At 38.0% G+C, this 20,872-nt stretch carries 21 protein-coding genes and 1 pseudogene; 9 read left to right on the top strand and 13 right to left on the bottom strand.

Translation table 11 applies throughout. The features are described from left to right. Positions 1–15: 15 nt before the first annotated feature. From N4G44_RS18955 to N4G44_RS18925, 7 genes are all read left to right on the top strand, one after another. Complete coding sequence (locus N4G44_RS18955) at positions 16–1,287, top strand: DUF4252 domain-containing protein (protein ID WP_474928976.1); 1,272 nt, start codon at positions 16–18, stop codon at positions 1,285–1,287. Between the two features lie 12 nt (positions 1,288–1,299). After that, complete coding sequence (locus N4G44_RS18950; protein ID WP_474928974.1) at positions 1,300–1,800, top strand: DUF4252 domain-containing protein; 501 nt, start codon at positions 1,300–1,302, stop codon at positions 1,798–1,800. Positions 1,801–1,824: 24 nt separating this feature from the next. Continuing rightward, a complete protein-coding gene (locus N4G44_RS18945; RefSeq protein WP_474928972.1) occupies positions 1,825–1,950 on the top strand; it encodes a hypothetical protein in 126 nt (41 codons plus the stop codon). A gap of 2 nt (positions 1,951–1,952) precedes the next feature. After that, positions 1,953–2,162 (top strand): hypothetical protein, encoded by a 210-nt coding sequence (locus tag N4G44_RS18940; RefSeq protein WP_474928969.1) that lies wholly within the window; start codon positions 1,953–1,955, stop codon positions 2,160–2,162. Then, positions 2,117–2,527 carry a hypothetical protein gene (locus N4G44_RS18935; protein WP_474928967.1) on the top strand — a complete coding sequence of 137 codons (411 nt, stop codon included), beginning with the start codon at positions 2,117–2,119 and terminating at the stop codon, positions 2,525–2,527. Before N4G44_RS18940 ends, N4G44_RS18935 begins: the two co-directional genes overlap by 46 nt. A 167-nt stretch (positions 2,528–2,694) precedes the next feature. Continuing rightward, a complete protein-coding gene (gene guaB / locus N4G44_RS18930) occupies positions 2,695–4,155 on the top strand; it encodes an IMP dehydrogenase (RefSeq protein ID WP_474928964.1) in 1,461 nt (486 codons plus the stop codon). A 489-nt stretch (positions 4,156–4,644) separates the two neighbouring features. Beyond that, positions 4,645–6,381, top strand: coding sequence for a GEVED domain-containing protein (locus N4G44_RS18925; protein ID WP_474928962.1), 1,737 nt, complete (start codon positions 4,645–4,647; stop codon positions 6,379–6,381). A gap of 61 nt (positions 6,382–6,442) precedes the next feature. Here N4G44_RS18925 and N4G44_RS18920 read toward each other — a convergent pair whose 3' ends face one another. The 6 genes from N4G44_RS18920 to N4G44_RS18895 all read right to left on the bottom strand — a co-directional run bounded on the left by N4G44_RS18920 (position 6,443) and on the right by N4G44_RS18895 (position 11,095). Further along, positions 6,443–6,640, bottom strand: a complete 198-nt coding sequence (locus N4G44_RS18920; RefSeq protein ID WP_040997675.1) for a KTSC domain-containing protein — start codon at positions 6,638–6,640, stop codon at positions 6,443–6,445. Positions 6,641–6,736: 96 nt separating this feature from the next. Continuing rightward, positions 6,737–7,042 (bottom strand): T9SS type A sorting domain-containing protein, encoded by a 306-nt coding sequence (locus tag N4G44_RS18915; protein ID WP_474928960.1) that lies wholly within the window; start codon positions 7,040–7,042, stop codon positions 6,737–6,739. Then, a complete protein-coding gene (locus tag N4G44_RS18910) occupies positions 7,006–7,419 on the bottom strand; it encodes a hypothetical protein (protein WP_474928958.1) in 414 nt (137 codons plus the stop codon). The genes N4G44_RS18915 and N4G44_RS18910 overlap by 37 nt, the downstream gene beginning before the upstream one ends. Positions 7,420–7,425: 6 nt before the next feature. Further along, on the bottom strand, positions 7,426–8,016 hold the full coding sequence (locus tag N4G44_RS18905; protein ID WP_474928956.1) for a phage tail protein: 591 nt from the start codon (positions 8,014–8,016) through the stop codon (positions 7,426–7,428). Positions 8,017–8,147: 131 nt separating this feature from the next. Then, positions 8,148–10,010 carry an AAA family ATPase gene (locus N4G44_RS18900; RefSeq protein WP_474928954.1) on the bottom strand — a complete coding sequence of 621 codons (1,863 nt, stop codon included), beginning with the start codon at positions 10,008–10,010 and terminating at the stop codon, positions 8,148–8,150. A gap of 14 nt (positions 10,011–10,024) precedes the next feature. Further along, on the bottom strand, positions 10,025–11,095 hold the full coding sequence (locus tag N4G44_RS18895) for a DUF4407 domain-containing protein (protein ID WP_474928951.1): 1,071 nt from the start codon (positions 11,093–11,095) through the stop codon (positions 10,025–10,027). 182 nt (positions 11,096–11,277) lie between these two features. Between N4G44_RS18895 and N4G44_RS18890 the strand changes: the two genes are divergently transcribed. Continuing rightward, complete coding sequence (locus N4G44_RS18890) at positions 11,278–11,694, top strand: hypothetical protein (protein ID WP_474928949.1); 417 nt, start codon at positions 11,278–11,280, stop codon at positions 11,692–11,694. 12 nt (positions 11,695–11,706) lie between these two features. Here the strand turns inward: N4G44_RS18890 and ruvC are convergent, their stop codons facing one another. From ruvC to N4G44_RS18875, 3 genes are read right to left on the bottom strand one after another with little or no spacing between them, the layout of a single operon-like run. Further along, entirely contained in the window at positions 11,707–12,261 is a 555-nt protein-coding gene (gene ruvC / locus N4G44_RS18885; protein ID WP_474928947.1) for a crossover junction endodeoxyribonuclease RuvC, read from the bottom strand. A 25-nt stretch (positions 12,262–12,286) separates the two neighbouring features. After that, positions 12,287–12,835 (bottom strand): 2'-5' RNA ligase family protein, encoded by a 549-nt coding sequence (locus N4G44_RS18880; RefSeq protein WP_474928945.1) that lies wholly within the window; start codon positions 12,833–12,835, stop codon positions 12,287–12,289. Between the two features lie 9 nt (positions 12,836–12,844). Continuing rightward, positions 12,845–13,951, bottom strand: a complete 1,107-nt coding sequence (locus tag N4G44_RS18875; RefSeq protein ID WP_474928943.1) for a serine hydrolase domain-containing protein — start codon at positions 13,949–13,951, stop codon at positions 12,845–12,847. Positions 13,952–14,128: 177 nt separating this feature from the next. Between N4G44_RS18875 and N4G44_RS18870 the strand changes: the two genes are divergently transcribed. Next, positions 14,129–15,526, top strand: a complete 1,398-nt coding sequence (locus N4G44_RS18870; protein ID WP_474928941.1) for a pyridoxal phosphate-dependent decarboxylase family protein — start codon at positions 14,129–14,131, stop codon at positions 15,524–15,526. Between the two features lie 11 nt (positions 15,527–15,537). Here N4G44_RS18870 and N4G44_RS18865 read toward each other — a convergent pair. The 4 genes and pseudogenes from N4G44_RS18865 to N4G44_RS18850 form a co-directional block, all read right to left on the bottom strand. After that, positions 15,538–16,247: pseudogene (locus tag N4G44_RS18865) on the bottom strand (Dph6-related ATP pyrophosphatase). Positions 16,248–16,292: 45 nt separating this feature from the next. After that, positions 16,293–17,327: a hypothetical protein gene (locus tag N4G44_RS18860; protein ID WP_474928940.1), complete on the bottom strand. Its 1,035-nt coding sequence runs from the start codon at positions 17,325–17,327 to the stop codon at positions 16,293–16,295. Between the two features lie 147 nt (positions 17,328–17,474). Beyond that, positions 17,475–20,486 carry a methylmalonyl-CoA mutase family protein gene (locus N4G44_RS18855; protein WP_474928938.1) on the bottom strand — a complete coding sequence of 1,004 codons (3,012 nt, stop codon included), beginning with the start codon at positions 20,484–20,486 and terminating at the stop codon, positions 17,475–17,477. Next, positions 20,420–20,821, bottom strand: a complete 402-nt coding sequence (locus N4G44_RS18850) for a cobalamin-dependent protein (protein WP_474928936.1) — start codon at positions 20,819–20,821, stop codon at positions 20,420–20,422. Before N4G44_RS18850 ends, N4G44_RS18855 begins: the two co-directional genes overlap by 67 nt. Positions 20,822–20,872: the final 51 nt, after the last annotated feature.

The raw sequence follows: 20,872 nt of genomic DNA, 5'->3' as shown, positions 1-20,872 counted from the left end.
TGACTCATGAAAAAAATGTTTATAATATTCGCGCTCGCTTTTTCCCACTTCTTTACCATGTATGGTCAGAGGGATAAATTTGATATGCTTTTCGACAGATATCAGGAAGTAGAAGGGGTTACCTCCATTAAAATTGCCAAACCCATGTTCGGGATGCTCAGCAGCCTTAATATTGACGATTCCCAGCTGGATCAGATTAAACCCCTGCTTTCGAAGATTAACGGATTGAAAATCCTTATTACAGAAAACCCTGAAAATATCAATACCACGGAAGGGCGTAAGGTTCAGGATAATCTTGCCAGGCTAAGCAAAGATGTTTCGGTCTATTTAAAAAACCTTAACTACAACGAGATCATGTCCGTTAATAATTCAGGAGCTAAGATTAAATTTCTTTCTTCCGATGCAAAGGACGGAATATTGGATGACCTTTTATTAAGTATCGACGGAGGAAAAGGTGAAAATATTCTGGTAATGCTGGATGGAAAGCTTTCTATGGATGATGTGAATAAGATCATCAATTCCAGCGAAACCAAAACCAATCCTGTAACCAATCTGAGAAACAGCCTTACTTCTGATAATACCTCCTCATACCTTAACGGAGAAGCAAGAAACGTAGGTGAATTCTCCGGAATTAATGTGAGTACAGGCGTTAACGTGGTTTTCAAACAGGAAAGCCCTACCAACGTAAAAGTAATTGCTGATGCGGATAAACTCCAGTATATTATCACAAAAGTTGAAAATGGAGTATTAAAAGTCTATGTAGATAATAAAGGAACAAAGAGCCTGAAGTTTAAGAACTTAAGCGTTAATATTTCTTCTCCGAGAATGGATAATATCAAAGTGTCTTCAGGAGCGAACTTCAACGTGGTGAACTCTATCAAAGAAAATAACATAGCTATTGATGTATCATCAGGAGCAAATGTAAAAGGAGATTTTAGGGTCGACAATACATTAGATATCGGGACTTCATCAGGGGCAAATATCAGAGCGGGAGTTACAGCGGGAACTATTACTGTAAAAGCATCAAGCGGATCCAATACCGCCATTGAAGGAAAAGCAAACTCAGGAATTATAGACATCAGCAGTGGAGCGCTCTGTAAAGCTGATGAGTTAAGATTAAATAATCTTGAGGCAGAAGCAACATCCGGAGGAAACCTTTCTGTGAATGTCTCTAACAGACTGAAAGTAAAAGCTTCATCAGGAGGATTGGTAAAATATAAAGGAAGACCGGAAATAGAATCCAATATCAGCAAAACATCGGGAGGAGCTCTAAAACCTATCGACTAAAAAATAATCACCATGAAAACTCTAAAAAACATTTTTCTAGGAACCTTTATCTTGTGGATGCTTCAGTCCTGCCTGCCTTCAGGAAGACCGAATATGGACTTTGTCAGACAGTCGGAGCATGATTTTAAAGGAGCAAAATTTGTCAGCTTCAATGTTCCTGTATTTATGGCAAAACCTTTTATTAAGAAAGCTTTGAGGGAAGATGGCGAAAGTGAAGAGGTGATCAATCTGATCAGGAAAGTTTCCAAAATAAAGATAATGACGGTAGATAACGGAAACAAAGACATGCTGAACGAATATTCCAAATATCTGAATAACAATGACTTTGAAGAATGGGCTACTATAAAGCACAACGGTGAAAACGTCAATGTAAGAGTAAAACAGAATGGTGAAACCATTAAAAATATGATGATCACTGTAAATTCAGATAAAGAACTTGTATTTGTAGATGTCAGGGGAAGCTTTACAGCAAATGATATTTCAAAAATGATTAACGCAGCTACTGATAAATAATTCATCACCAAACACTTATTTATTATGGAAAAACTCATCCGGGAAGTACGTATCCTGAAAATATATGCCGTTTCGCTTACCGTTGTGTGTATCCTGTTTTTCTTTTTGGATTTAAAAGCCAGAAAACCACCCAGCGATTTGAAGAAATAGATGTGGAACGAATCAATATCATTGAAAAAGACGGTACGCTGAAAATGGTGATCAGTAATAAAAGCCGTCAGCATCCTGGAATGTTCAATAAGAAAGAACTGAAACCGCGGGAAAGAGAAGCCGGAATGATTTTTTTAATGAGCTTGGAGATGAATGTGGAGGGCTTGTGTATGGCGCTGATAAAGACGGTTCGGGAATGGTGTATTCCGTAGATCAGAGAAATACAGACCAGATTATGCAGCTTCAGTATATGGAAGGAACCGGCAATAAAAAGAACAGGACCTATGGTCTTAAGCTTTGGGACAGGCCTGATGACTTTCCTTTAGAAGATATTATAAAATTTGAGGATTCTTTGAAAAAGCTTAATGATCCTGTTGCCTCAAAAAAAGCATATGCAAAACTGAGAAGTGAAGGAAAAATTACACAGGAAAGATTTTTTGCAGGGAAAACAGCGGATGGTGACGTAGGACTTTTTATTAAAGATGCCAAAGGAAATGTACGTCTTAAAATTTATGTGGATAAAAACAATCAGACGCATATAGACAAGCTGGACGAAAGCGGAAAGATTATTCAATAACTGAAAACAAGTAGTTTCATATACTAAATTTATTTTGTACCGAGAGACCGTTCCGAAAAAGAACGGTTTTTTTTCATTTAAGTTATTGATTATTAAATTTTATTTAAACTATTGAAAAGGATTTTCATATCTCGTCAAAATAGCCTAATTTTGCAAAGAAAGTAAAGATGTCTATTCATAACAAAATTGTAGAGACAGCCATCACTTTCGATGACGTTCTTCTAGTCCCTTCTTATTCAGAAGTTTTACCTAACCAGGTATCATTAAAATCAAGACTTACCGACAAAATTACACTGAATGTTCCGATAGTTTCTGCTGCGATGGACACAGTTACTGAGGGAGATCTCGCTATTGCCCTGGCAAGAGTAGGAGGTTTGGGTTTCATTCACAAAAATATGACGATCGCTGAGCAGGCGGCACAGGTAAACCGTGTAAAACGTTCAGAAAACGGAATGATCTCCGATCCTGTTACCCTTTCAAAAGACCATACTTTGGCTCAGGCTAAAGAAACGATGGCCAAATATAAAATTTCCGGCCTTCCTGTAGTGGATGCTGAAAATGTGCTGATCGGAATTATCACCAACAGGGATGTAAAATATCAGGAAAACCTTGATATGAAAGTTGAAGAGATCATGACCAAAGAAAACCTGATCACTTCCGATAAAAATACCAACCTTGAGAAAGCAAAGGAAATCCTTCTTAAAAACAGAGTTGAAAAACTTCCTATCGTAGATAAAGACAACAAATTAGTCGGATTGATTACCATTAAAGATATCGACAATCAGCTGGAATATCCTAATGCCAATAAAGATGAGAACGGACGCCTTATCGTGGGAGCCGGTGTAGGAGTAGGTGAAGATACTTTAGACAGAATTGAAGCTTTGGTAAAAGCAGGAGTGGATATTATCGGTATCGATTCTGCTCACGGACATTCAAAAGGAGTTCTGGATAAAATTGCTGAGATCAGAAGAGCATACCCGGACCTTGATATCGTAGGTGGAAATATCGTAACGGCTGAAGCGGCAAAAGATCTTATTGAAGCTGGAGCAAACGTTCTTAAAGTAGGAGTAGGACCAGGTTCTATCTGTACAACCAGAGTAGTTGCCGGAGTTGGAGTTCCTCAATTGTCTGCTATTTATAACGTATACGAATATGCAGCATCCAAAAACGTAACCGTTATTGCTGATGGTGGAATCAAGCTTTCCGGAGATATTGTAAAAGCTATCGCAAGCGGTGCAGGAGCAGTAATGCTGGGATCTCTTTTAGCCGGAACTGATGAAGCTCCGGGAGAAGAAATTATTTTCCAGGGAAGAAAATTCAAATCTTACCAGGGAATGGGAAGTCTTTCTGCCATGAAGAGAGGAGGAAAAGAAAGATATTTTCAGAGTGAGGCTAAAAAGTTCGTTCCGGAAGGAATCGAGGGAAGAGTACCACACAAAGGAAAATTAGAAGATGTAATCTTCCAGTTAACCGGAGGTTTAAGAGCTGGTATGGGATATTGTGGAGCCAAAGACATTGAAGCTTTACAGAAAGATACCAAAATGGTAATGATCACCGGAAGCGGATTAAAAGAATCTCATCCACACGATGTAATCATCACTCAGGAAGCTCCGAACTATTCTTTGTAAAATAAAATCAATTTAACAATAGAAGTAAGCTGTACACAATCTGTACAGCTTATTTTTTTAATATAAGTCTATTAATTTTAATTTTTTTTCAAATATTTTATTGGTAAAAAACAAAGTGTTATTTTATTTATAAATAATTGTTTTCGGTGTTAATAGTTGAAAATAATAAAATTTAATATGTAAAAATTATCGATTATAAATTCTAATAAAATAACTTTTTATTAAATATTGATAAAAAAGTGTAAAATATTAGTAACAAAAAACACTTTTTGTTACTAATAGAAGATATATTTTAATAAACTATCACTTTGCGAAGATGATTTTTTGTTAAAATTTTAAAAAAAATGAAATATTTGAAGCTATGAAGAAAATTTTCCTTTATGGGGCAATGCTATGTTCGCTTTCATTAGTTGCACAACAAAAAAAGATTGGTGTGACTTTGATGCTGAACAGCGAGTACACCAAAAACAGAATCAGGAAATCGATGAAATGATTCGCAATATCCGTAATCGTATTGTTAGTTCCAATCAAAACAGCAATGATAAGAATGGAAGTACTTTTAAAACAGTCAATGGAGTTTACGAAATTCCTGTGGTAGTACACGTAATAGCACCTACAGGGGCTGCTATCGGATCCACTTATAATAAGAGTGATGCCCAAATTCAGGCATGGCTGGATCGCTGTAATGCTATGTATGCCGGTACTTATCAATGGGCACAGGGAGTTCCTGCTGACTTTGGCGTTGCTGCTACGATGCCGATAAAATTAGTTTTGGCTAAAAGAGATCCTAATTGTAATGCTACAACAGGTATTATCAGATATAACGGAGGTACTCTTGCAGGATATGATGATTACGGAGTGAAGCGTAGCGGAACAAACGGGGTTACTACTGCACAGGTAAAAACAATTGCTCCGCACTGGCCGGAAGCTTCTTACTTCAACATTTATATTATGAATAAAGTAGATGGTGGAGGTCAATATGGAATTATGGGATGGGCAGGATTGCCTCAAAATCCGGATTCTTCCTATGAATCTTTTATGAAATCCTTTGTAGTTACTTTACAGGATGATATTACTTTAGCGCATGAATTTGGACACAGCATGGGATTACTTCATACCTTCGGTAATGCAGATCCGAATGCACCACAAGGAACAACAGATGTATCTTATTGTCCTCCACAGACCAATAATGACTGTACCAGAGATGATGATCAGGTCTGTGATACTGAAAGATCAAGAAGTTTACTGAATGATCCTGCTCCAACCAACAATAGCATGAATTATTGTACAGGTACCAACTATCAGGGAGTACAGTATAATATGATGAATTATACAAATCCAAAAGCATTTAAGTTTACCAACGGACAGCATGACAGAGCGGCTCTTTATTACTTTCTAATGAAAGGGGCATTGAGTACTTCACTGGGAGGAACAGCACCTTCTACAGCTTCTCCTATAGGAACACCTATTCCTGCATGCGCACCAAGTGGTTTGTCAAACCCAAGTAATTATTTTGTAGGACCAACTTTGGTGAAATTAGGAAATATTAATAATGCTTCAACCGGGTATTGGCAAAATGCTGCTAACTTCTATGAAGACTACACAGGGGCAAGTTGTTTAAGGGCTACATCAACTCAGCTTCTGGCAACAGCTACTCATAATCTTCAGGTAAATGTCTCAGATTCAAATAATGAAGTGAGAGCATGGATTGATTTTAATAATAACGGAACTTTTGAGGCTTCTGAACTTGTTGGTTCAGCTGATAATATCATTGCAGATCCTACTACTTTAATTGGTACTTTTAACGTAAGCTTTACAGCTCCTGCTTCTACAGTGCTTAATACTCCTTTAAGAATGAGAGTAATTGTAGATGATGAGAATCCTAATATTACCCCTTGTGGACAATTGAAATATGGGCAGGCTGAAGACTATACAGTGAAATTTGTTACTGTTTTAGGAACAAGCGAAGTTAAGGCTGATAATAACGATCTTGTTATCTATCCTAATCCGGTGGCAGCAGGTGATAAAGTATTCATAAAAGCTAAAAATGGTAAGAACCTGAAAGTTTCTATTTCCGATATGTCAGGAAGACTGGTAGCAAGCCCGTCTGTAACTGAAGAAGGAAACGGAGTTTATAAAGTAAATCAACAACTTGAAAAAGGAGTTTATATGGTTCAGATTTCCAACGGAAAAGACAGTAAGACCTCTAAACTGATCATTAAATAAGATTTTGATCATATAAAATAATAAATGCCTCCAGAAATGGGGGCATTTTTACATTACCCTGTCAGCTTATTTTAATATACTTAAATCTGGGTTTGATGACGCTGTTCAGGAACCTTCCTTTCGATCTGGCTTCCCTGAATTTTTCAGCTATTGATGCCGGCACTTTAAGATAATCATAAACAGCTCCGGACTGATAGATAATTCTTAATATCTCAGTCTCCGGAGTGTAAATATAGCTGTTGACGACACTTGATGGCATATGATATAATCAGCAAAAAATATTCCCAAAAAAATAGCTTTCAGAGAATTCCGAAAGCTATATCAATAATCAATTAATGCTATAAAGACATTACTTTTATTTTTTTACAAATTTAAACTCATAAGATTCGAAATTCGCAGTAATAATTTTCAGAACATAAACTCCTGCAGGAAGAAGGGAAACATTGATCCTTTGATCAAATTTATCAGATCTTACCAGCTGTCCGTCTGCACTATAGATCTCTACCTTCTGTCCGTTATCAATTCCAGAAATACGGATCACATCTGAAACCGGATTAGGGAAGATCTGGATTTTAGATTTTGTAACTTCTGATGTAGCTAATGAAGAACTGTGTACGTCTCCTGTCATGGTAGAATTGGTTCCCGTAAGGTTCCTCCGCATTGCCCGTTGGTTACGGTTGTATTTTCTACCCACGTTCCGAATGTATTGCTCGGAGGTCTCTGGCTGCCGGTATTTCCGGTTGAATTATAATAAATCAGCAAAGGGCTGGCAAAAGTTCCGTTTCCTTCATCGGCAAGAAATTCCCATCTCGTAAGGGTATTGTTCCACTGGATTTTAAATTCACAGGTTCCCAGCCCTCCACAAGGCTGGCCATCAATCGGTGTAGTGATATAGATGCCTTTATTGTAAGAATCCATTCCAGTTTTGTTGAATACAAAATTCTGGTTATCGAACAAATTATGACATCCGTTGAAAGTAATGGTCTGTGCCGCCATTGAACTTCCACATGCTATGATTAACAAGTAGAGAATTTTCATAACTTATTAATTAAAAGATGGATAGATCCCCTGTAAAGCTATAATGCATCTCATCGTAACAAACGGAGGTCTGTTTTCATGTGGCTGAGATCCTCCTGCCGGATTGATCATGGTAGCTTTCATGGTTGTATTGGCGTTCGTATCAGAATATTCTTTATCCAAAAGCTTTGTGTCTGCAGGGAGATTGCCTGTAGGCGTATTCTGATTGCCTTCTGCGGTTACAGCATTGACGGTATGACTATGAACAGGCATCTGTTGTTGCGTTAGTGTAACAGTTTCACTGCCACCAATTTCCCCTATTACATAATTCTGAGAAATGCCTGGCCCTTGTCCCTGGGAAACTAAAACTCTTCCTCTCATATCGGGCAGTGCAAAATTAGTTGTTCCGTTTCCTCCGTACGTTGTTCCAATTAAGGAGAAAAGAGCTTGGTTTTGTGATATTTGCAAAAGTTGTCCGTTACAGTCTGCCCATCCGTTTGGCGCCCTGTTGTAGGGTACAAAAGCGATCTGTCCGAGGAAAGGTTCTGATTGTGCTTTTAGGGTAGCGGTAAACGCACTCCCGATAAGCAGTGTGCATGCTAAAATTAAATTTTTCATAATGATTAGTTTAGTAATGTAAAATTATAAAATATTTTGTATAAAATAATTATACATAGAAAAAACCTTTCAGAATTCACTGAAAGGTAAGATTTTATTAATGTTGATTTCTATTATATTAGATTTTTTCTCTATTGCCCGAGCATCTTATGATATTCTGCAATATGAAGGTATCCTTCTTCTTTAATAGTGACATCAAGCTGATATTTTCCGGCTATTATATAAATGTCTTTAGGCGACATGCTTCCTTTTTTGCTGAGTTCCACACTCATGTCTTTCAGGAGGTCTAAATGAAGAATCAGGTCTTCTCTTGTTTTTTTGGCAAGATCCTGTATCAGCTTTTCAATTTTTTTATCGGTGATATCATGCTGCATACGGTGTGGATAATCTTCCAGGTTATAGGCAGCCTGATATTCTTCATCAAATCCGTATTTCCTGATATAATCAGTGGCAAGCACGGTCGCCTGTTCCCTGTCATGGCTTCTACCTATACTTGCATTATTTTCTCCAAATACAATTTCTTCAGCGATACCACCGGCAAGGTAAATTTTGATTTTGTCGAGAATACTTTCTTTAGTATCATGAATCTGGTGCGGGAAGGTAAATCCTGCGGCATAGCTGCTGGCAACCTTGCTTTTCAGCTGTAAAGGTGCGAAGCCTGTATAAAGTATATAGCAAACGGCATGTCCGCATTCATGAACACTGATGTTGGCTACTGCATCAAGCTGGTTGGACTGGCGGATACTGTCGATTCTTCCGGTGTAAGGAATCTCAATGATACGCTTTCCAATTTTCCCGGTAATGGTTTTCTGGTTTACCGGATAATCTATTTCAATGCTTTTATCATCATTGGTTATAGCTTCAAACAGAAATTTACTTAGATTCGTGTCGAGGATATCTACCACACTGCTGAATACAGGACGTACGCCCTGTACAGGGAAAACGCCGTTCCTATAGATAAGCTCATTAATGTTTTTGTTGATTTTTAAGCTGATGCCAAATTTTGTTTTGGTTTTGATTTTAAGATTGTTGATCTCCCTTTGGATCAGCTGCTGGAAATCTTCTGTTTTTAACGAAAAATAAATTAAATGAATATTTCCGAAACGGGCTACCTGCTCCGGACGGAATTTCCTTGATAGTGCATTTTTTATATCAACAACGGTTATTTTCTTTGTGAATGCATGGTAAATATTGGCATCTATGTCTGCTTCACTGGTTTCGCGGGACATCTGGAAAGCTTCATCCAGATTTCCACTGATGATGATCAGCATTTTGCTGTAATCTACCGGCTCATAGATCTTCTTTTCTTTCTGCTTTTTCAGGATTAGCTTGATCATATCCTCTTCCTTCATATCGATGATGCTCATCACATCATCTTCCATGCTGAGATATTTCTTAAGTTCTTTGGCATCCCATAGGTTCAGGTACGGATTTTCATCCATTTCCGTTTCACCGTTCATTTTTCGGCGTTCATTTTCTTTTTTGCGTAAAAGGTAAGAGAACAGGTAATGTTCAAGATCATCACGTTCTCTTTTGCTCAGTTTGCCGTCGCTTAAAAGTTCCCAGAAATCTGTAAATTTTGTCTGGGGTACCGGGGTGCCGTCGGGATCGATTGTGTTGAAACGCTGGATTTCATCGAAAAGGACTATGCTCGGTTTTTCATCGTTGAGGCGGTTGCTCTGGAAAATATCGGAAACGCTTTTGCTCCATGAGGTTTCATCGCTGTTGCTAAGCTCTATCTCTACAAAACGGTTCTGAAATTCAAGGAATCGCACTGTTTTTCTGACAAGATCTGTTTTTCCTACACCGGTCATTCCCCATAGATTGATTACTACGGGGCGGGTCAGGATTTCAGGCATGAGGTACCAGATCTGAATGTATTCCATTAAATCATCAATAATCTTATCAATTCCGATGAATTCTTTTTTCAGGAATATTTTGCAGTTGTCCAGCTTTTTCTTTTTCTTCCGGATTTCTTCTTTATCAATAATCATGCGTGAAAAATACGCTATTTTTTTAAATTATCCTTAAAATCATCAATCCTGAAATCCGTCAGGGCATTTCCTTTTTCAATTTTTTCTTTGGAATAAAGCCTGAAATCGTTTTCTGTTTTTTCTAACAGGTAGTCATAAGGGCCAACATGGGAAATGAGTTTGACCAGAACAGGAGAGATTTCCAGACAGATAAACAGTCCCATGATAAAAGCTGCTGCCAGACCTATGATTGCTGAATTTTTGCCCAGTTCATCCAAAGCCTGAAGCCTTGCCGCAAATCCATTGAATTTATCTTCGAAGGTATCTGAAGCTTTTCTTTCTGTTTCCAGGTTACTATACACCTTGGAAATTTCCTTATCTAAATATTCCAGCCTGGAAGCGTTTTGTTTCTGGAAATCTTCCAGGTCCTTACGGCGTTGTTCCTTCAGTTCCTGTTTACGTTTTGCATTGGGGCCGTAGCCTTCTTTTCCGCTGGTAAGCCCGGACTGTTTACCAAGAATTTCTTTTTCAAGCTCTACAGCTGCAGAGTCATATGCTTTTTGATACTGTACTGTTTTTTCGGCAATCTGTTTCTTTTCTGCCTCAAATGGCCCGCTTTGCTGCAGAATCCTGCCGTTCATTTCGCCCTGAAGCTGTTTCTTGTTTCTTTGGATGATGGTATTAAGCTGTTTATTGACCTCTTTTTCGAAGATTTTAAGCTCCAATGGCTTAGAGATAATAATTCCTAAGAATGTTGCTAAAATCAGTCGGGGTATTGACATTAAAATCTGATTCCACCACGTTCCTGTTTTCTTAATGGAAGAAACAATATAACGGTCTAAATTAAAGATCATCAGTCCCCACAGGATTCCGAATCCTACGGAAGTCCAGATATTATCAAATACGGTATACATAGCATATCCTGCGGATAAAGTCGCGAATATTGCCGTAAATAATACAATTCCTCCGATCCCTGAAAATTTATTCCATTCGCTTGGAGTCTTTCTTAAAATATGAATGTTTCCTCCGGAGCATACCATCAGAAACTTCTGGAACCAGTTTATTTTGTGATTCGCTTGATTTATAGTTTGTTGGTTTGTTTTCATAACTGAAAATTTATACAAATGTAGTATTAAAAATCATACCAATGTAAAAGATAGTATTATGTTTTGCCAAGTAATTATGTGTTTTTGTTTAATTGTTTGAATTTCATTAGGTTATTTTATTTTTAAAAGATGTCATGTTTTTTTGTTTGAAAAATCTTTATTTTTATAATAATGATATAATCATGAAAATACTAGAGATGGACTGTATGAAAAAAATAACCACTAAAATAGAAAACCCATTAAGTTTTAATGTCAGTCAAAAACTTCTTGATGGAAAAAATATTTTATATTTAAGTCTATCTGAAATTGGGCAAGGAGGTCCCGAGATTGGAAAATTATCTATTGATAATAAAATCATTAAGAACGAATTATTTGGGGGACCATTATTATATAGTAATGGTTTTATCTATGTACCTTGTTTTAGAAAAAAATGGTTTAACTCAGGATTTTATTTGGCTAAAATTAATGTCTCTACTTTAGAGACGACTTTAATTTCAGAAATGTATCAGATAATAGATTTGATAGAAATAGAAGATTCCACTGTTTATTTTTATAACAGTTTAGAACAAAATGAAATTCACAAAATTCCTTTAAAATAATAATGTTTCAGTTTATTTCACCCTCCCCGGATTCTGCTTCAGAAAACTATCCCATCCGCTATAAGATTTGGTATCTGCAATAGTTCCGGAGTTGAAATGATGACAAACGGCAACAGCCAGACCATCCGAGGCATCCAGATATTTGGTAGGAAATTCCTTTAGTTTTAAAAGGTTCTGAAGCATTCCGGCTACTTGCTCCTTACTGGCATTTCCGTTTCCGGTGATGGCCATTTTAATTTTTTTCGGAGAATATTCTGTAATAGGAATGTTTCTGTAAAGGCTGGCAGCCATTGCAACTCCCTGAGCGCGGCCCAGTTTAAGCATACTCTGGACGTTTTTACCATAAAATGGAGCTTCCAGAGCTACTTCATCAGGATGGTATTCATCAATTAATGCTAATGTTTTGTCAAAGATATATTTCAGCTTTGTTTCGTGGTTGGGATATTTTTTCAGGATCAGTTCGTGGATGGAGATCATTTCCATTTTACTTTTCTTCACGGAAATAATACCGAAACCCATAATAGCCGTTCCGGGATCGATCCCTAAAATTATCTTCTCTGAAATCATAGGCCAAAGATAAGGTTTATTAATGTTAAAATAGTGAGTTGCCCGTATCGGGATTTCCTAAATGTTTTTCAGCGATGGGAACCCATTTTCCATCGTGGCGGAGAAGTAGGATTTTGTCAACTGAAAATTTAGTTTTATAGATTTTGTCTTTATAAACTTCCAATGCCTTGATATAGTTTTCAAAAGTGAGATTTCTGTATCCTACCGTCATATGAGGGGTGAAAGACTTCTTACCAAAACTGAAATGCTGTATAACCTTTTGGTGTAAAAGACTTAAGTTTTCATTAGCTTCAGGATGTACAAAGATGACCGGGTTATTGGGATTTGGGAACCCTCCGAAGCCGTTCAATATGATTTCAAAAGGGGGAATGTCCGTATTTATTTTTTGAAAAGCGGTGTAGATATCAGCTTCAAGTTCCTGTTCTCTGTCAAAAGGGGGAAGTAAAGTAATATGGGCATCATTCTTTAATGCCATCGAATTTCCGTAATTCAGGGCGAGGTCTTGTTTAAAAATTTTAATCTCGTCGATGATTTCCTGTGGAGGATAGATCGCAATGAAATACATTTTTTTCATATCGCTAAATTACGGTTTTGCTTTAAGCTGCAGCAGGGTGTTTTCCAGGTTATCCGTTATCTTTTTGACTTCCACATGAGGTTTGAAAGCCCAGCTTTTGCCCTTTTCCTCATCCGCAATATTAGATAAGATAATAACCGATGTTTTAGTCTTTGGATAGTAAATATTCAGAGAAGGGGAACCCTTTACATAACCGCTGTGAAAATAGCTTTCAGGACTTCCGATACGGATCATAATCCCATAGCCATAACCCATTTTTCCCAGGATTGCATGATGCCTTTCCGAACTTTTGGAAACAAACTGCTTTAAGGTTTCGGGTTTTAAAATTTTTCCTCCATAAAGAGCAGTATTCCAGGTGTGAAGATCATCTATAGTTGAAAGAATACCGCCGGCAGGGGTTCCTATATCTTTTCCACCCAGTCGTTTAGGCATATCTGGAACAATAGAAAATTTGGAAGCATTACCCAGATAGGCGCTGGCGAAATTTTTACCTTCAAAAACATTTCCCGTGGAAGAATTCTTCATTCCTGCTTTTTTGAACAGTTCCAGAACATTTTCATCATATGACTTTCCGGAAACCTCTTCTACAATCTGCCCCAACGCATTAAACCCGTCATTGGAATAGAAAAAATCCGAGCCGCTTCTGAACATTAGTTTTCCTCCGAAAGTATTTAACCCTGAAGTATGATTTAAAAGCTGATGAATGGTGATATTCTCATATTCTTTATTTTGAAATGCCTTCAGATATTTGGATGCCTTATCGTTCACACTCAGTTTTCCCTGTTCCATTTGAAGAAGGATAAGCGTTGCTGTAAATTGCTTGCTTACCGAGCCTATGGCAAAAATTGTACTGCTGTCGATCTTAACTTTGTTTTTGAAATCGGAATAGCCGTTCTCTTTCCTGTATAGCTGCAGGGAATCTTTAAACACGGCAATACTTCCGTTAAAATTATATTTTTTGAAGACAGAGTCGATCTGTTGTTCCAGAAGGGTTTTCTGAAAAGCAGTAATGGTAGAATCTATCACTGTATTTTTGTCAACAGGTTTTTGGGAAACTTCAGTTTTACAGGAAAACAAAAACAAAGAAAGCAAAAGAAAGGTGAAATTTTTGATCACAGGTGTTTTATTTAAATTAAAAAGTTACTGAACAGGGAACAATATATACCTAAATATATGAAAAATCCCGTGAGGTCTCAAAGAGAAGCAAAATTTGTGCTAACGTAGCATGCTCCCTTTATAAGTATTTAATATTTTTGAATAAATAATTTTAGCCACGCCATCATGAAAGAATATTTGAAAAGCGATTCAGAACAAATTGATCATCTCCTGGAGATCATAAAAAAACAGGGAACCGGATACCTAAATACCCTTGCAGAAAGACCGACATCTGTAAACAATGACTTGATTTCAGAAGAAATGGATCTGCCGGAGTCCGGAGTTGGTACTGAATCAACTTTAAAAATATTCAATGAGAGGTTTGAACCCATTATGGTTGGATCGTCAGGACCGAGATATCTGGGTTTTGTAACCGGCGGCACTACTCCCGCTTCCATTGCAGGAGATTGGCTGGCCACAGTTTATGATCAGAATCCCCAGTCGGTAAAAGGACAGGGAGATATTTCAGCCGGTATAGAACTGGAAACCATAAAAATGCTGCTGGATCTACTCGGGCTGCCGGAAAATTTTCTGGGAGGCTTTGTAACAGGAGCCACCATGTCCAATTTTACCGGTCTGGCAGTGGCAAGGCAATGGATCGGGAAAGAGCTGGGAAAAGACTTTGCTAAAGACGGAATCTCCGGAACCATTAAAGTACTGACCGCCACGCCCCATTCGTCATCCATAAAATCCCTGGCCCTTCTGGGGATGGGAAGCGGCAATATCGTCAGGATAAAAACTGCGGGAGACAATCGTGAAGCCATCTGTCTGAAAGATCTTGAAGATCAGATCATACAGTTAAACGGTGAACCCTTCATTCTGATTTCGAGCGGAGGAACGGTCAATACCGTTGACTTTGATGATTTTTCAGAAATCCGGAAGTTAAAGGAGAAATATAAATTCTGGTGGCATATAGATGCGGCATTCGGTGGTTTTGCAGCCTGTTCAGACACTCATAAACATCTTATCGAAGGTTGGGAAGAAGCCGACAGTATTACGGTGGATTGCCATAAATGGCTTAATGTTCCTTATGAAAGCGCTGTGTTTTTTGTCAAAGAGCAGTACAGGATTTTACAGGTAGAAACCTTTCAGAATTCGAATGCACCTTATTTGGGAGATCCTTTGGATAATTTCGGTTACCTCAATTTTCTGCCGGAAAACTCAAGAAGGCTAAAAGCACTTCCTGCCTGGTTTTCCCTGATGGCATATGGCAGAAACGGATATAAGGCTATCATAGAAAATAATATTAAACTGTCAGAACAGTTTGGGCAGATGATTGAAGAAAGTGATGCTTTCAAGTTGTTAGCTCCGGTAAGACTGAATACCGTATGTTTTACTTTAAAAGATGATACAAAGCAGGACCAGGTCAATAGATTTCTGGAATCGCTTAATGAGACGCGAAAAGTATTTATGACGCCTACTTTTTATAACAGCCATACAGGAATAAGGGCTGCATTTGTCAACTGGCAGACTCAGGAAAAAGATATTGAACTGATATTTGACCTTATGAATAAAATAGCAGCAACGATAGGGTAGACCATTAGTTGTTATTTCAGAATAAGATCACAGAACCAGAAAACATATTCACCATCTTCATCTTCCGGGCCGGATTTTGGCTTCGGATAGGTTTTCTTTACAGTTTCTCCAACTTCAAAGGAAACAGGAGCTTTAAAAATGGGTCCGTCAAAAGTAAAGGTGTGAAATTCTCCATTTTCGCCACATGGATCAACATTTTTGGGAAGGTCATTGATAAAATCCTGATCAATGATTCTTCCTGCAAAACTTTTATCGAGATATGTTTCATTCACGCAGGTTACGATAGTTTTGAATCCAAGGCTCAGGAATTCATGAATAAGGTCAGTTGTGTTTTGCTTCCACAGGGAAAAACAGCTTCCATTCCGATGGATTTCAGCTGGTCTTCACGGTATTGTCTGAGATCTTCGAGGAAAATATCACCAAAAACGGACCGGGTAATTCCCAAAGACTGAATATCTGTCATCGTTTTACTCATGATATCACGGTATTCCTCCATAGACGGTTCTTTGGGAAGTTCCATTTTAATTAAAGGAATTCCCATACTTTCAGCCTGCTTTTCCAGTAAAGATACATGAACACCATGCATGGAAATCCGCTGAAACTCTTTATTGATGCTGGTCAGTAAAGTGGTAATTTCAGTTTTGTTTTCCTGCTGGATTTTATAAAGTGCAAGGGCAGAATCTTTTCCACTGCTCCAGTTGAATACGGCTTTCGATTTCATTTGAAAATAAAAAATCTCCCAAAAATAGAGAGATTCTGTGAATTATTATTTAACTTCTTTGATAGGAATAAATCCTCCATTGATGTAGTCAAGTTTTTGCTCAAACGGAACCGAAGTAGATTGTGAAGCCAGCAACCCGCCAATAATCCCGAAGAATGCGGAAGCAAGAACCACATCTCCTGTTTTTGCAGTTGATTTTATTTTTCCGGTAAAATAAAAATCTCCATCTCTTTTTTCAGCCTTCACGAGAGCATTTTCTACAGGCAAATAAATATATGGAGAACCATTATAAACAATGGCAAATACATCATTTTTTTTAATTTCCTTTTCTTTACCTTCTATTGTTTCGTAAAGTTTAATGATTTTATTGGTTTTTCCGTAGAATTTTGCACTGGAAATTGTTTTTTCAGACGGTTGAAGGTTTTTAAAAGAATTATAATCAGGATAAATTCCTTCCTTTAGTTCCGGAGAATTATATAAACTTAATTTTTGTTTTTCAATTTCATCAAAATTTTTGAGGTCATTAAAAGTGTATCGGTCTGTTTGTATTGCTTTTTTAGAAACGTTTCTGCTTATAAAGTCACTTACCATTTCGCTTCCTTTTTTCATTGTAGCTTTGGTAACATCCATAGATGAATGATCGATAACTGAATCTATTTTGTCGAGATAAGAATAAGTTCCGTCTTCGTTTTTAGCAAACAAATAAGCCTGGAAGTAACAATAACCGTGTTCACTAAAGGCTCCTGTAATTTCGGCAAAATACAACTGTTTTAGATACATTACAATTGTACCGTCATCTGTATTTTCACCATTAATGTTGTTTAATAGATTTTGGAATTGATCATTAAGATTGGTTGTAGGTACAACTCTTGCCTTAGTGTTGAATGCTCCTTTCTGAACAATTCCCAAAGATGTAGAGTCTATTCTGGCATCAATAAGTTTTATGGCTTTATAATAACTTTTGTCTAGTTTTTTATCAGGAAAACTGATTGAAAAATCCTCGGTTCTTTTTTGGGAATACATAGAAACCGAAAACATGATTCCTAATAAAATTAAAGTAGGTTTCAAAATTTTTTTCATTAATGTTGAGGTTATAAATTTTTCAATTGCTAAAATAATACTTATTAAGTTGAATCTAAATTAAAACCTCAAAGAAAATTCCTTGAGGTTTTAATTTGTAAATTATTGATACGTTAAGTAGCCAACAATTGTCTGTACGGCTACGGATTACATATTTCTTCTGTATTTACCGCCCACTTCAAACAAAGCATTGGTAATTTGTCCAAGGGAACAGTATTTTACCGCATCCATCATCACTCCAAATAAATTTTGCTGGTTGATGGCAGCGTGCTGTAATTGTCTTAAAGCTTCCGCAGACCTATCGGCATTCGATTTCTGGAAATTGTGTAGGTTTTCAATCTGAACCTGTTTTTCCTCCTCAGTAGAACGGATCACTTCTCCCGGACGAACGGTTGGAGAACCGTCTTTTCCAAGGAATGTATTTACCCCGATGATCGGGTATTCCCCGGTATGTTTCAGCCATTCGTAATGCATGGATTCTTCCTGGATCTTGGAACGCTGGTACATGGTTTCCATAGCACCAAGAACACCGCCTCTTTCCGTAATCCTGTCGAATTCTGCATACACCGCTTCTTCTACAAGATCTGTCAGTTCTTCAATAATAAATGAACCCTGAAGCGGATTTTCATTTTTAGCTAAACCTAATTCCTTGTTGATAATCAGCTGGATAGCCATTGCTCTTCTTACAGACTGCTCCGTAGGAGTGGTAATAGCTTCATCGTAAGCATTGGTGTGAAGAGAATTACAGTTATCGTAGATCGCATACAGTGCCTGAAGCGTCGTTCTGATATCATTGAAATCGATTTCCTGGGCGTGAAGAGAACGTCCTGAAGTCTGGATGTGGTATTTCAGCATCTGGCTTCTTTCATCCGCCCCGTATTTCATTTTCATGGCTTTTGCCCAGATTCTTCTGGCTACACGCCCGATTACTGAATATTCAGGGTCGATACCGTTGGAGAAGAAGAAAGATAGGTTCGGTGCAAAATCATTGATATCCATTCCTCTTGACAGATAGTACTCTACATACGTGAAACCATTTGCCAATGTGAATGCAAGCTGGGAAACAGGGTTGGCTCCGGCTTCGGCAATGTGATATCCTGAAATAGAAACCGAGTAGAAATTTCTTACTTTCTCTTTAATGAAATATTCCTGAACGTCGCCCATTAATCTTAAAGCAAATTCAGTAGAGAAAATACAGGTATTCTGCGCCTGATCTTCTTTTAAAATATCAGCCTGAACCGTTCCACGAACCGTTGCAATAGTTTTGGCCTTAATTTCAGCATAAACATCTGCCGGAATAACTTCATCTCCTGTGATTCCCAATAGCTTTAATCCCAAGCCATTGTTGGAAGGCGGAAGCTCGCCGTTGTATTTTGGTCTTTCTAAACCTTTATCATCAAATTTTGCCTTTAAAACAGCTTCAACTTTAGATTCAAGACCGTTTTCAGCAATATATTTTTCAACATTCTGGTCGATGGCAGCGTTCATAAAGAAAGCAAGCAGCATCGGAGCAGGACCGTTGATGGTCATTGAAACGGAAGTCAGTGCATTCACAAGATCAAACCCTGAATACAGCTTTTTGGCATCATCCAATGTTGCAATAGAAACTCCTGCGTTTCCTATCTTACCGTAAATGTCCGGTGGTAAAGCCGGATCCTGTCCGTAAAGTGTTACAGAGTCAAAGGCTGTAGACAAACGTTTTGCAGGCATTTCTGCAGAAACATAGTGGAATCTTCTGTTGGTTCTTTCCGGACCTCCTTCTCCTGCGAACATTCTTGTAGGATCTTCACCCGTTCTTTTGAAAGGATAAATTCCGGCCGTGTAAGGGAATCCTCCCGGAAGATTTTCCTGACCTTTCCATTTGATCAGGTCACCCCAGTCATTGTATTTTGGTAAAGCAATTTTCGGGATTCTCAGGTGGGATAAAGACTCTGTTGAGGTTTCCACCTTAATTTCCTTTCCTCTTACGAAATAGGAATAAAACTCTTCATGGAAAGCCTTTTTCGTGTCATCCCAGGTTTTCAGGAAGTCGATGTTTTCCTGTTGAAGCTCTTTTTCAGCCTTTTGATATTCAGCATCTAACGCTTCATTGGAAATGATTTTCTTTACTCCGTTAATATGATACATTTTTCTGGCAAGCTCAGCCTGCTTCTCAATGTTTTCATCATATATTCTGTTATTTTCTACAATTTCGGAAAGATAACGTACTCTTTTTGGAGGAATAATAGTTACTTCATCTGTGATTTCCTGTTCAACGAAAGCTTTCAGATCCAGGCCGGAAAACTTATCATTTACCTTTGAAATCAATCTGTTGTACAATTCAGTGGTTCCGTGGTCATTGAACTGGGATGCTTTTGTAGCATAAACCGGCATTTCATCCAATGGCTGCTCCCACAGTAAATGGTTTCTCTGGAACTGCTTTCTTACGGCTTGAAGCGCATCAAGTGCCCCTCTTTTATCAGATTTATTTAAAGCCACTAAATCTGCATAATCCAGCATGTCGATCTTTTCCAGCTGAGTTGAAGCTCCATATTCAGGAGTCATTACGTACATTGAAACATCTGCAAAATCAGATACTTCCGATCCGGATTGCCCGATCCCGGACGTTTCAAGAATAATGACATCAGGATGCGCTAATTTCAGCACATTTAATGCAGAGTGGATGAACGGAGAAACGGAAACGTTGTTTTCTCTTGTTGCCATTGAACGCATATAAACTCTCGGATCATTGATCGCGTTCATACGGATTCTGTCTCCCAAAAGAGCCCCGCCGGTTTTCTTCTTGGAAGGGTCGATGGAAATAATGGCGATTTTTTTATCAGGGTTTGAACGGATGAAACGTCTTACCAGTTCATCTGTCAATGAAGATTTTCCAGCTCCACCGGTACCTGTAATCCCGATGATAGGAATATTCAAATCTTTTGATTTTTCGTCAATGGCTTTTACCAGCTCAGGTTTTTCTTCCGAAAAGTTTTCAACGGCAGAAATAATTTTTGCAATACTGGTAGAGTTTTCGAAACTTATAGCATCCAAATCTTCTGCTGTAACCTCTTTTCCGGTTGCGAAATCTGATCTTTTTACCAGGTCATCAATCATTCCCTGAAGGCCAAGTTCACGGCCGTCATCCGGAGAATAAATCCTGTCGATTCCGTAATCCATAAGATCGGTGATCTCTTCAGGCAGGATAACACCGCCGCCACCACCAAAAATCTTGATCTGCGGGGAGTTTTTTCTCTTAAAAGGTCATAGATATATTTAAAATATTCATTGTGACCGCCCTGATATGAGGTTAGTGCAATAGCGTTGGCATCTTCCTGTATCGCTGTGTTCACCACTTCTTCAGCTGATTTGTCGTGGCCAAGGTGGATCACTTCACATCCTGTTCCCTGGATCACACGGCGCATGATATTGATCGCAGCATCATGCCCGTCAAATAATGACGCTGCTGTTACGATTCTTACTTTGTTGGTTGGAGTATATTTTTGGGTTTCCATAAAAAATCTAGAAAATTTCTGAATTTCCAAATATAACAATAAAATAAGAAC

The sequence above is a fragment of the Chryseobacterium sp. GTID13 genome (genome assembly GCF_056172655.1).
The sequence above is the reverse complement of the archived record's forward strand: the minus strand, read 5'-3'. Positions and strand labels throughout refer to the sequence as shown.

Excerpts from the sequence above, each read along its gene's own strand:
- N4G44_RS18900 (WP_474928954.1), bottom strand. The coding sequence starts at position 10,010 with ATGATTATTGATAAAGAAGAAATCCGGAAGAAAAAGAAAAAGCTGGAC.
- N4G44_RS18945 (WP_474928972.1), top strand. The coding sequence starts at position 1,825 with ATGGAAAAACTCATCCGGGAAGTACGTATCCTGAAAATATATGCCGTT.
- N4G44_RS18905 (WP_474928956.1), bottom strand. The coding sequence starts at position 8,016 with ATGAAAAATTTAATTTTAGCATGCACACTGCTTATCGGGAGTGCGTTT.
- N4G44_RS18850 (WP_474928936.1), bottom strand. The coding sequence starts at position 20,821 with ATGGAAACCCAAAAATATACTCCAACCAACAAAGTAAGAATCGTAACA.
- N4G44_RS18950 (WP_474928974.1), top strand. The coding sequence starts at position 1,300 with ATGAAAACTCTAAAAAACATTTTTCTAGGAACCTTTATCTTGTGGATG.
- N4G44_RS18925 (WP_474928962.1), top strand. The coding sequence starts at position 4,645 with ATGATTCGCAATATCCGTAATCGTATTGTTAGTTCCAATCAAAACAGC.
- N4G44_RS18895 (WP_474928951.1), bottom strand. The coding sequence starts at position 11,095 with ATGAAAACAAACCAACAAACTATAAATCAAGCGAATCACAAAATAAAC.
- N4G44_RS18860 (WP_474928940.1), bottom strand. The coding sequence starts at position 17,327 with ATGAAAAAAATTTTGAAACCTACTTTAATTTTATTAGGAATCATGTTT.
- N4G44_RS18915 (WP_474928960.1), bottom strand. The coding sequence starts at position 7,042 with ATGCGGAGGAACCTTACGGGAACCAATTCTACCATGACAGGAGACGTA.
- guaB (WP_474928964.1), top strand. The coding sequence starts at position 2,695 with ATGTCTATTCATAACAAAATTGTAGAGACAGCCATCACTTTCGATGAC.
- N4G44_RS18920 (WP_040997675.1), bottom strand. The coding sequence starts at position 6,640 with ATGCCATCAAGTGTCGTCAACAGCTATATTTACACTCCGGAGACTGAG.
- N4G44_RS18880 (WP_474928945.1), bottom strand. The coding sequence starts at position 12,835 with ATGAAAAAAATGTATTTCATTGCGATCTATCCTCCACAGGAAATCATC.
- N4G44_RS18910 (WP_474928958.1), bottom strand. The coding sequence starts at position 7,419 with ATGAAAATTCTCTACTTGTTAATCATAGCATGTGGAAGTTCAATGGCG.
- N4G44_RS18955 (WP_474928976.1), top strand. The coding sequence starts at position 16 with ATGTTTATAATATTCGCGCTCGCTTTTTCCCACTTCTTTACCATGTAT.
- N4G44_RS18855 (WP_474928938.1), bottom strand. The coding sequence starts at position 20,486 with ATGGATTACGGAATCGACAGGATTTATTCTCCGGATGACGGCCGTGAA.
- N4G44_RS18890 (WP_474928949.1), top strand. The coding sequence starts at position 11,278 with ATGAAAATACTAGAGATGGACTGTATGAAAAAAATAACCACTAAAATA.
- ruvC (WP_474928947.1), bottom strand. The coding sequence starts at position 12,261 with ATGATTTCAGAGAAGATAATTTTAGGGATCGATCCCGGAACGGCTATT.